The following is a 10951-nucleotide window of genomic DNA, read 5'->3' as shown; positions in this document are numbered from 1 at the left end:
GCACTCGTCGAGGTCCATACCGAGGAGGAGGCCGACCGCGCACTGCAGGCCGGTACTCGCGTAATCGGGGTCAACGCACGCGATCTCAAGACCCTCGAGGTCGACCGGGACTGCTTCGCGCGCATCGCCCCGGGCTTGCCGTCCAACGTGATCCGCATCGCCGAGTCCGGTGTCCGTGGAACGGCCGACCTGCTCGCCTACGCGGGGGCGGGGGCCGACGCCGTTCTTGTCGGTGAGGGGCTGGTCACCAGTGGTGACCCGCGCAGCGCCGTCGCCGATCTGGTCACCGCAGGCACGCATCCGTCCTGCCCGAAACCCTCGCGCTGAGATAGTGGGCGATCTCGCAGGCCCCGAGCTGCCGCGTTCCAGCGCAGCCGTTGCCGAACCAACGACGCACGACCCGGACGAAAAGGGGCACTTCGGTGCCTACGGCGGGCGATTGGTGCCCGAGGCGCTGATGGCGGTGATCGAAGAGGTCACCGCTGCCTATGAGAAGGCCAGGTCCGATCAGACCTTCCTCGACGAGCTCGACCGCCTTCAGCGGCACTACACCGGCCGTCCATCCCCGTTGTATGAAGCGGAGCGGCTCAGCGAACACGCCGGCGGCGCCCGACTGTTCCTCAAGCGAGAAGACCTGAACCACACCGGTTCTCACAAGATCAACAACGTGCTCGGCCAGGCGCTGCTCGCCAAGCAGATGGGCAAGACCCGCATCATCGCCGAGACGGGCGCCGGCCAGCACGGCGTGGCGACGGCGACGGCGTGCGCGCTGCTCGGTCTGACGTGCGTGATCTACATGGGCGCCGTCGACACCGCGCGGCAGGCATTGAACGTTGCGAGGATGCGGCTGCTGGGTGCCGAGGTGGTGTCCGTCGAGTCGGGCTCCAAGACGCTGAAGGACGCGATCAACGAGACCTTCCGGGACTGGGTCGCGCACGCCGACGACACGTACTACTGCTTTGGCACTGCGGCGGGACCGCATCCGTTCCCGACCATGGTGCGCGACTTTCAGCGCGTGATCGGCATGGAGGCGCGCGTTCAGATTCAGGACCAGGCCGGACGACTGCCCGACGCGGTGACCGCGTGCATCGGTGGTGGCTCGAACGCGATCGGCATATTCCATGCCTTCATCGACGATCCCGGCGTCCGACTGGTGGGTTACGAAGCGGCCGGCGACGGCGTGGAAACGGGTCGACACGCGGCTACCTTTACGGGCGGCACGCCCGGCGCCTTTCAGGGCTCGTTCTCCTACCTGCTGCAGGACGAGGACGGTCAGACCATCGAATCCCATTCGATCTCAGCAGGTCTCGACTATCCGGGCGTCGGACCCGAGCACGCCTACCTCAAGGATCTCGGGCGCGCCGAGTACCGACCGATCACCGACACCGAAGCGATGGACGCGTTCTCACTGTTGTCGCGGATGGAGGGCATCATCCCGGCGATCGAGTCCGCGCATGCCGTTGCCGGCGCCCTCAAACTCGGCGTGGAGCTCGGCCCCGGCTCGATCATCGTGGTGAACCTGTCTGGCCGCGGCGACAAGGACGTCGAGACTGCGGCGAAGTGGTTCGGCCTGTTCGACGAGGAGAAGGCGCCGTGACGGCGAGTGGGTTGTCGAGTGTCTTCGCGGCCTGCCGCGCCGAAGACCGCTCGGCGCTCATCGGCTACCTGCCGACGGGCTTCCCCGACGTCGCAACGTCCATCTCGGCGATGACGGCCATGGTCGAATCGGGTTGCGACATCATCGAAGTCGGGGTCGCTTACTCCGACCCAGGGATGGATGGCCCCACCATCGCGGCCGCCACCGAGGTAGCCTTGCGCGGCGGCGTGCGCGTGCGGGACGCCCTGTCCGCGGTCGAGGCGATCAGCAAGGCGGGCGGCAGCGCCGTCGTGATGACCTACTGGAATCCCGTGCTGCGGTGGGGAGTTGAGGCGTTTGCCCGCGACCTCGCGTCCGCCGGCGGTCTCGGCCTGATCACCCCGGACCTCATCCCCGACGAGGCCGATGAGTGGATTCAGGTGTCCGACGAACACGGCCTGGACCGGATCTTTCTGGTCGCGCCGTCGTCGACACACGAGCGTCTGGCCGCCACCGTGGCGGCCTCGCGCGGATTCGTCTACGCCGCATCGACGATGGGTGTCACGGGCGCCCGCGACGCAGTGTCCGATGCGGCACCGGAGTTGGTGCGGCGTGTCCGCGAGGTGTCGGACATCCCTGTCGGCGTCGGACTGGGGGTACGGTCGCGTGAGCAGGCAGCGGAGATCGCTTCCTACGCCGATGGTGTGATCGTCGGTTCCGCACTGGTGACGGCGCTGAGCGAAGGGATCCCCGCGGTGCGGGCGTTGACCGAGGAACTTGCCGAGGGCGTGCGACAGAGGATTTCAGCGTGACGACAACGGTTCTGGCCTTCATTCCGAGTCCGTCGCAGGGGGTGTGGCACCTCTTCGGCGTCCTCCCCATCCGGGCCTATGCACTGTGCATCATCGCGGGCATCGTCGCGGCCTTGGTCATCGGCGATCGCCGGTGGGAGGCCCGCGGCGGCGAGCGTGGGGTGATCTACGACGTCGCGCTGTGGGCGGTGCCGTTCGGCCTGATCGGCGGCCGGTTGTACCACGTGATGACCGACTGGCAGAAGTACTTCGGTGCCGACGGTGCGGGTTTTCTTGCAGCGCTGCGTATCTGGGACGGCGGTCTGGGCATCTGGGGAGCGGTGGCTCTCGGCGGCGTCGGAGCGTGGATCGCATGCCGGCGCAGGGATATCCCGTTGCCGGCCTTCGGCGATGCGATTGCGCCGGGGATCGTCCTGGCGCAGGCCATCGGTCGGTTCGGCAACTACTTCAACCAGGAGCTGTACGGCCGCGAGACCGATCTGCCCTGGGGCTTGACGATCTACGACCGGTTGGATCCTTCCGGTGTGATCAGCCCGCACTCGCTCGACGGCGTGTCGACGGGGCAGGTGTATGCCGTCGTCCATCCGACGTTCCTGTACGAATTGCTCTGGAACCTACTGATCTTCGCGATGCTGATCTGGGTCGACCGCAGGTTCAAACTGGGTCACGGACGGCTGTTCGCGCTGTACGTCGCCGGCTACTGCGTCGGCCGGTTCTGGGTCGAGCTGATGCGCAGCGACACGGCCACGCTCATCGCGGGCATCCGGGTCAACACCTTCACCTCGACGTTCGTCTTCATCGGTGCGGTGATCTACATCATGGTCGCGCCCAAGGGCCGCGAGGATCCGACGACGTTGCGCGGCAAGGATGCCGACGAGTCGCTGCTCGACGACGTAGGCGAAGCACTCGTGGCCGTTGCCGCCACGTCGGGTGTCGTCGCTGCCGCCAAGGTCGCAGGTGACGAGGACAAGACCGAGACCGCGGACGAGACCAAATCGGAGGCCGCCGCAGAAACGGAGGACCTGACCGAGCAGGTGGAGACGGCCCCCTCGGAGGACATCGCCGAAGCCAAGGCATTCGCCGCCGCCGGTGAAGGCGCCGACCAACCCGAGGCCGGCCTTGGCGCCGTCGAGGGTGACGAGGTTGCGGCGGCTGAAGAGGCTGCGTCCGAGGTTCACGAGGCTGCTGTCGAAGCCGCTGACGAGGCCGAGGCGGTCGCCGAGGAGGTCGCTGCCGAGCCAGAGACCGAAGAGTCCGTGACCGAGGAATCCACCGAGGGCTTGGGTTCCGTGGAGGGTGACGAAGTGGAGGCCGCCGAGCAGGCTGCGCCCGAGGTTCACGAGGCGGCCGTCGAAGGTGCCGAAGAGGCCGAAGCAGTCGCCGATGAGGTCGCTGCCGAGCCAGAGGAGCCTGCCGAACCCGAGTCAGAGGAGTCCACTGAGGGTTTGGGTTCGGTGGAGGGTGACGAGGTGGAGGCCGCCGAGGAGGCTGCGCCCGAGGTTCACGAGGCTGCCGTCGAAGGTGCCGAAGAGGCCGAAGCAGTCGCCGATGAGGTCGCTGCCGAGACCGAGGAGTCCGCCGAGGGCTTGGGTTCGGTCGAGGGTGATGAGGTTGCGGCGGCCGAGGAGGCTGCGCCCGAGGTTCATGAGGCGGCCGTCGAAGGTGCCGAGGAAGCCGAGTCCGTGGCCGATGAGGTCGCTGCCGAGCCTGCCGAGTCTGCCGAGGGCTTGGGTTCGGTCGAGGGTGACGAGGTTGCGGCGGCTGAAGAGGCTGCGCCCGAGGTTCACGAGGCCGCAGTCGAAGGTGCCGAAGAGGCCGAAGCAGTCGCCGATGAGGTCGCTGCCGAAGCCGAGATCGAGGACGCCACCGAGGCCGTGGATTCAGTGGCGCCCCGGCGGGCACCAGTGGAGACGCCACGCCGGCGTTGGTGGCGTCGCGGGTAGACCCATCCACGGGTTATCCACAGAAGCGTTTTCATCCACAGATTGCCTTGGGGCACTTTCCCCTAGTGGGTCAGCCACGGCAGAATCGAACACATGTTCGAGATCGATCTGCCCGACACCGCGGTCGTGACGCCACTGGTCGATGCGGAGCTGGTCGATGCGATCATCGCGTCATCGAAGCTCGACTCCGCGGTGCAGGCCAGGCATCTCGCTGCAGTGGGCGAGCTTTGGGACCGGCGTAAGCGGCGAGCTCAGGAAGACGAGCGCGAATACTTCTACATCGACCTCCGAGAGGCCGTGGCGGCTGAGGTGGCGGCAGCGCTCGGCATCACAGGTTCTCGGGCCGCAGGTCTGATCCGAGTCGCCGAAGCGCTGCGGGATCGTCTGCCGAAGGTCTCCGCGATCTTCGCGAAGGGCGAGATCGACCTGGCCATGGTCCATGCGATCGTCAACCGCACCGAGCTGATCGAAGACCCGGAATCGCTGACGGCGGTCGATGCAGCCCTGGCCGAGCGCGCACCGGGGTGGACGAAGTATTCGCGGCGCAGCATCGCCGAGTACATCGACTCGTGGATCGGCAGGTTCGACCAGGCGGGGGTGCGGGAGAAGCGGAAGCCAACCGACAACCGCTACCTCGACGTCAGGGGCTCGGGTGAGGGGATGGCAGGCATCTGGGGCAATCTGCACGTCAACGACGCGATCGTATTCGACGGTCGCATTGATGAGCTTGTTGCGACGGTCTGCCCCAACGATCCGCGCACCAAGGCTCAGCTCCGAGCTGACGCCGTCCGAGCGTTGTCTGAGCGCGCGGACCGGATGGTGTGCACGTGCGGCGATGCGAACTGCACGGGCGAGCAACCCGGCCCGGACCGCGACATCGTGATCCACGTGCTGGCCGAATCGTCGACGGTCGATGGCGATGATGCTGCGCCTGGCTACGTCAGCGGGTTTGGGCCGATCGCGGCCGACACACTGCGCGCCTTCGCAAAGCGGGCCCGTCGCAAAGCATTCACCATTCCCAGAGACGCGGTTGCGGAGCCCGGCTACCGCCCATCGGTGGCGCTTGCGGAGTTCGTCCGCTTCCGTGACCTCCATTGCCGGTTCCCTGGCTGCGACGTACCGGCGGCGCGCTGCGACATCGATCACACGATCCCGTGGCCGGCCGGTCCTACGCATCCATCGAACACCAAGTGTTTGTGCCGAAAGAACCACTTGCTCAAGACTTTCTACGTCGGACCCGGCGGGTGGCGGGATCGTCAACTACCCGACGGCACTGTTGTGTGGACGGCTCCCACGGGGCAGACCTACACCACCAAGCCGGGCGGCCCGCTTTACTTCCCCGCGTTGGGTCAGCCGACCGGCGTGCTCGTGCTGCCGCTCGCCCCGGCCGAATCCGACCCTCAACGTGACCGCATGATGCCGAGGCGCCAGCGCACCCGGGCAGAGGACGTCGCCCAACGGCACGCCGCCGAGCGGCGTCGCAACGAGGCGCGCATCGCGGCCGAAGAGCATCGACGCGGACTACGTGAGACCGGCGATTGCGATCCGCCTCCCTTCTGACGGGCACCGGGTTCTGGCATGCTGGGCCTCGCGATGGAATTCAACGACGTCACCAGCCACAAGGGACCCCGGTACGCCACCCTCGGGACGGCGGGGGTCGTCGCCGGTGCGCTCGCGTACATCGGTTTGCGTGATCCGCATGCAGCGGGGTTCGGTTTCCCCGCGTGCCCGTTCCGACTTCTGACCGGCTTGAACTGCCCGGGCTGCGGCGGTCTGCGGATGACCCACGACCTGCTGAACGGCGATTTCGGCGCAGCGGTCGTCGACAATGTGTTCCTGCTCGTTGGTCTCCCGATGCTCGCGCTGTGGCTGATTCTGCGCTGGCGGGGCGGCCACAAATTGATGCCCAAGTCTGCGGGGGCGATCGTGATCATCGCTGCGGTGACGTGGACCGTGGTCCGAAATTTGCCCGGGTTCCCGCTGGTCCCGACGTTTATCAACGGGTAGCCCCGCCGCTCCGCTGATACACTCGCCCTGCGGGCCGCTGCAGTCCCAGACACATTGTTCCTGACTGCGGGGGTATTGCGAGTGCTGTTCTCGGCGTTGCCAGAAGCTCAGGGTTTGTACGACCCGGAGAACGAGGCGGATTCCTGTGGCGTGGCCATGGTCACCGACATCAAGGGCCGCCGATCACATTCGATCGTCAGCGACGGACTAACCGCGCTGGAGCATCTCGAGCACCGCGGCGCCGCCGGTGCCGAACCGAATAGCGGTGACGGCGCGGGGATCCTTCTGCAGTTGCCCGTCGAACTCCTCGGCGCGGTCGTCGACTTCGATCTCCCGTCGCCAACCGTGCACGGTGCCAACACATTTGCGGCGGGAATCTGCTTCCTTCCGCAGGATCCCGTTGCCCGCGCGGCGGCTCGGGAGCGCATCGAGTCGATCGCCACCGCAGAGGGCCTAGAGGTGCTCGGCTGGCGCAAGCTTCCGATCGATCCCGACGGCGCCGGCGTCGGGGCGACGGCCGTCGGGTGCATGCCCTACATGGCGCAGCTGTTCCTCGCCGCACCGGAGCGCAACGGCAGCAGGCCGGGCGGTATCGACCTCGACCGTCGTGTCTACCCGGTGCGCAAACTCGCGGAACAGGGTGAGGTGTACTTCGCGTCGCTGTCCAGCCGGACCATGGCCTACAAGGGCATGCTCACGACAATGCAACTGCCGCAGTTCTTTCCGGACCTTCGTGACGAGCGATGTATGAGTGCGATCGCGATCGTGCACAGCCGCTTCTCGACCAACACCTTCCCGTCCTGGCCGCTGGCGCACCCCTTCCGCTTCGTCGCCCACAACGGCGAGATCAACACCGTTCGCGGCAACCGCAACCGCATGCATGCCCGCGAGGCCATGCTTGCCAGCGCCCAGATCCCAGGTGACCTGGCCCGACTGTCGCCGATCTGCACGGCCGAATCCTCCGACTCGGCGTCGTTCGACCAGGTCCTGGAGTTGCTCCACCTCGGAGGGAGAAGCCTCCCGCAGGCTGTGCTGATGATGATCCCCGAGGCGTGGGAGAACAACGTCGACATGGACCCAGCGCGACGGGCGTTCTGGCAGTTCCACGCCTCGCTGATGGAGCCGTGGGATGGCCCGGCGTGCGTGACCTTCACCGACGGCACGGTGGTCGGTGCCGTGTTGGACCGCAACGGATTACGACCTGGCCGCTGGTGGCGGACCATCGACGACCGCATCATCCTCGCCAGCGAGAGCGGCGTGCTTGACGTGCCGTCGGCCGAGATCGTTGCCAGGGGCCGGCTCGAGCCAGGCAAGATGTTCCTGATCGACACCGCCGCAGGCCGGATCGTCTCCGACGACGAGATCAAACAGGGGCTCTCTGCCGCCGAACCGTACGGCGAATGGCTGCATTCGGGGCTCTTGGATTTGGCCACCCTGCCGGAGCGGGTGCGAGTGCAGCCGAACCACGACTCTGTCGTGCGACGGCAGATCTCCTTCGGCTACACCGAGGAAGAGCTGCGGATCATGCTCACGCCGATGGCGGCATCGGGTGCAGAACCGTTGGGCTCCATGGGAACCGACACCCCCGCCGCGGTGCTGTCACAGCGGTCTCGCCTGCTCTACGACTACTTCGTCGAGCTCTTCGCGCAAGTCACGAACCCGCCGCTAGACGCCATCCGCGAGGAGGTCGTCACTTCCATGTCACGGGTGATGGGCCCCGAACACAATCTCCTCGAGCCGACCGCGGCATCCTGTCGCCAAATCGTGCTGAAGTGGCCCGTCCTCGACAACGACGAGCTCAACAAGATCGTCCACATCAACGCCGACGGCGAGCAGCCAGGGCTCAAGACCAAGGTCCTGCGCGCGCTCTACGACGTCGAACGCGGCGGCGAGGGCCTCGCGGATGCGTTGGAGGACCTCCGCATGCGGGCCTGCGAGGCCATCGCGAAGGGATATCGGACGCTGGTCATCTCCGACCGGGATTCCGATCACACCAAGGCACCGATTCCGTCGTTGCTCGCGGTGTCCGCGGTACACCATCACCTCGTCCGCACCAAGGAGCGGACGACGGTCGCGCTGGTGGTCGAGAGCGGCGACGCTCGCGAAGTTCATCACATCGCCATGCTGATCGGCTTCGGTGCCGCCGCGGTCAACCCCTACCTCGCCTTCGAGTCCATCGAGGACCTGATTCGCGAAGGTGAACTGACCGGCATCGAGCCGTCGACCGCGGTGCGGAACTACCTCAAGGCGCTTGGCAAGGGCGTCATGAAGGTGATGAGCAAGATGGGCATCTCGACCGTCGCGTCCTACACGGGGGCGCAGGCGTTCGAGGCGATCGGGCTCAACCGCGACGTCGTCGACGAATACCTCACGGGTACGCCGAGCCAGCTCGGCGGTGTCGGCCTCGACGTCCTCGCGGAGGAAGTGAAGCTGCGCCACCGGCGGGCCTATCCCGAGAACCCGACCGAGCGCGTCCACCGACGCCTCGAGGTGGGTGGCGAGTACGCCTTCCGCAGGGAAGGCGAGCTTCACCTGTTCACGCCGGAAGTGGTCTTCCTGCTGCAGCATTCGACCCGTACCGGCAGACGCGAGATCTTCCAGCAGTACTCCGACGAGGTGAATCGACTGGCCCGGGACGGCGGCACGCTGCGTGGCCTCTTCGAATTCAAGTCGGGAGTGCGGGAGCCCGTGCCGCTGGACGAAGTCGAATCCGTCGAGTCGATCTTGACCCGCTTCAACACCGGCGCGATGAGCTACGGCTCCATCTCCGCCGAAGCCCACGAAACGATGGCCATCGCGATGAACGCCCTCGGTGGCCGGTCGAACTCGGGGGAGGGCGGCGAAGACGTCGACCGACTCTACGACCCGCGTAGGCGCAGTGCGGTCAAGCAGGTGGCGTCGGGACGATTCGGTGTCACTAGCGACTATCTGGTCAACGCGACGGACATTCAGATCAAGATGGCCCAAGGCGCCAAACCCGGTGAGGGCGGCCAGCTTCCCGGCTACAAGGTGTATCCGAACATCGCCAAGACACGGCACTCGACGCCGGGTGTCGGGCTGATCTCGCCCCCGCCGCACCACGACATCTACTCGATCGAGGATCTGGCGCAACTCATCCATGACCTGAAGAACGCCAACTCCGCGGCCCGCATCCACGTGAAGCTGGTCAGTTCGGTCGGCGTGGGCACCGTGGCAGCGGGGGTGTCCAAGGCGCATGCGGACGTCGTGCTGATCTCAGGCTACGACGGCGGTACCGGCGCCGCGCCGCTGACCTCGCTCAAGCACGCCGGGGCACCGTGGGAGATCGGGCTGGCCGACACCCAGCAGACGCTGGTGCTCAACGGTCTGCGGGATCGGATCACCGTGCAGTGTGACGGTGGAATGCGTACGGCGCGCGACGTCGTCGTGGCCATGTTGCTCGGCGCCGAAGAATACGGCTTCGCGACGGCGCCGCTGGTGGTCGCGGGCTGCATCATGATGCGCGTCTGTCACCTCGACACCTGCCCCGTCGGGGTGGCCACGCAGAATCCGGAGCTACGGGCCCGGTTCAACGGCAAGCCCGAGTTCGTGGAGAACTTCTTCAGGTTCATTGCCGAGGACATTCGAAAGTATTTGGCGGAGTTGGGTTTCCGGAGCATCGACGAGGCCGTCGGGCGAGCCGAGATACTGGATACCGCTCCGGGCGTCGCGCACTGGAAGAGCAAGGGCCTGGACCTAACCCCGATCTTTGCGGTCGCGAAGGACGCGCACGGAGCCAAGCTGACCCAGCGCCGTAGGCTCCGCGACCAGGATCACGCATTGGAGCACGCCCTCGACCAGACGATCATCGCGCTTGCCGAAGGTGCCCTCGAGGACGCCCACCCCGTGCGGCTGGAACTGCCCGTGCGAAACGTCAACCGTACGGTCGGCACCCTGCTCGGGGCCGAGGTGACCCGCCGCTACGGAGCACAGGGCCTCCCCGACAACACGATCCACGTCACCCTGACCGGTTCGGCCGGGCAGTCGATCGGGGCGTTCCTGCCGCCGGGCGTCACGCTCGAGCTCATCGGTGACGCCAATGACTATGTCGGCAAGGGTCTTTCGGGTGGACGCGTGATCGTCAAACCCGACGAGGACGTCCTGTTCCTCCCCGAGGACAACGTCATCGCGGGCAACACCCTGCTCTTCGGGGCGACGTCCGGCGAGGTGTTCCTCCGCGGCCGGGTTGGCGAACGGTTCTGCGCACGCAACTCCGGTGCGCTCGCCGTCGTCGAAGGGGTCGGCGACCACGCCTGCGAGTACATGACCGGTGGGCGGGTGGTGGTGCTGGGACCGACGGGCCGCAACATGGCGGCGGGGATGTCGGGCGGCATCGCGTTCGTGCTCGGGCTCGATCAGGCGAAGGTCAACCCCGACATGGTGCAGCTGCAACGCCTCGAAGCCGAAGACCTGACGTGGCTACACGGCGTCGTCGCGCAGCACGGGCGGTATACCGGCAGTACGGTGGCGCGTTCGCTGCTCTCCGATTGGCCAAGGCGCAGTGCGCAGTTCACCAAGATCATGCCGACCGACTACGAAAAGGTGTTGTACGCCACCCGAATGGCCAAGGCGGAAGGGCGAGACGTGGACAGCGC

The 10951-nt window shown here is 66.7% G+C and carries 6 protein-coding genes and 1 pseudogene; all 7 read left to right on the top strand.

Annotation, left to right across the window (positions count from 1 at the left end):
• Nucleotides 1–327 (top strand): annotated as a pseudogene (locus QOD90_RS00120) (indole-3-glycerol-phosphate synthase TrpC); the annotation flags it as partial.
• A gap of 4 nt (nucleotides 328–331) precedes the next feature.
• On the top strand, nucleotides 332–1597 hold the full coding sequence (trpB, locus tag QOD90_RS00115) for a tryptophan synthase subunit beta (protein WP_526345438.1): 1266 nt from the start codon (nucleotides 332–334) through the stop codon (nucleotides 1595–1597).
• Complete coding sequence (gene trpA, locus QOD90_RS00110) at nucleotides 1594–2388, top strand: tryptophan synthase subunit alpha (RefSeq protein ID WP_526345436.1); 795 nt, start codon at nucleotides 1594–1596, stop codon at nucleotides 2386–2388. The genes trpB and trpA overlap by 4 nt, the downstream gene beginning before the upstream one ends.
• Entirely contained in the window at nucleotides 2385–4331 is a 1947-nt protein-coding gene (gene lgt / locus QOD90_RS00105; protein WP_526345434.1) for a prolipoprotein diacylglyceryl transferase, read from the top strand. Before trpA ends, lgt begins: the two co-directional genes overlap by 4 nt.
• 93 nt (nucleotides 4332–4424) lie before the next feature.
• Nucleotides 4425–5891: an HNH endonuclease signature motif containing protein gene (locus QOD90_RS00100; protein WP_526345432.1), complete on the top strand. Its 1467-nt coding sequence runs from the start codon at nucleotides 4425–4427 to the stop codon at nucleotides 5889–5891.
• An 18-nt stretch (nucleotides 5892–5909) separates the two neighbouring features.
• Nucleotides 5910–6338 carry a DUF2752 domain-containing protein gene (locus QOD90_RS00095; RefSeq protein ID WP_526345430.1) on the top strand — a complete coding sequence of 143 codons (429 nt, stop codon included), beginning with the start codon at nucleotides 5910–5912 and terminating at the stop codon, nucleotides 6336–6338.
• Nucleotides 6339–6419: 81 nt separating this feature from the next.
• On the top strand, nucleotides 6420–10951 hold a 4532-nt coding region (gene gltB / locus QOD90_RS00090), incomplete at its 3' end, for a glutamate synthase large subunit (protein WP_526345428.1).

The sequence above is a fragment of the Mycobacterium sp. genome (genome assembly GCF_032161845.1).
Classification (GTDB): domain Bacteria; phylum Actinomycetota; class Actinomycetes; order Mycobacteriales; family Mycobacteriaceae; genus Mycobacterium.
Note: the sequence above shows the minus strand (reverse complement) of the source record. Positions and strands in the feature narration are given on the sequence as shown.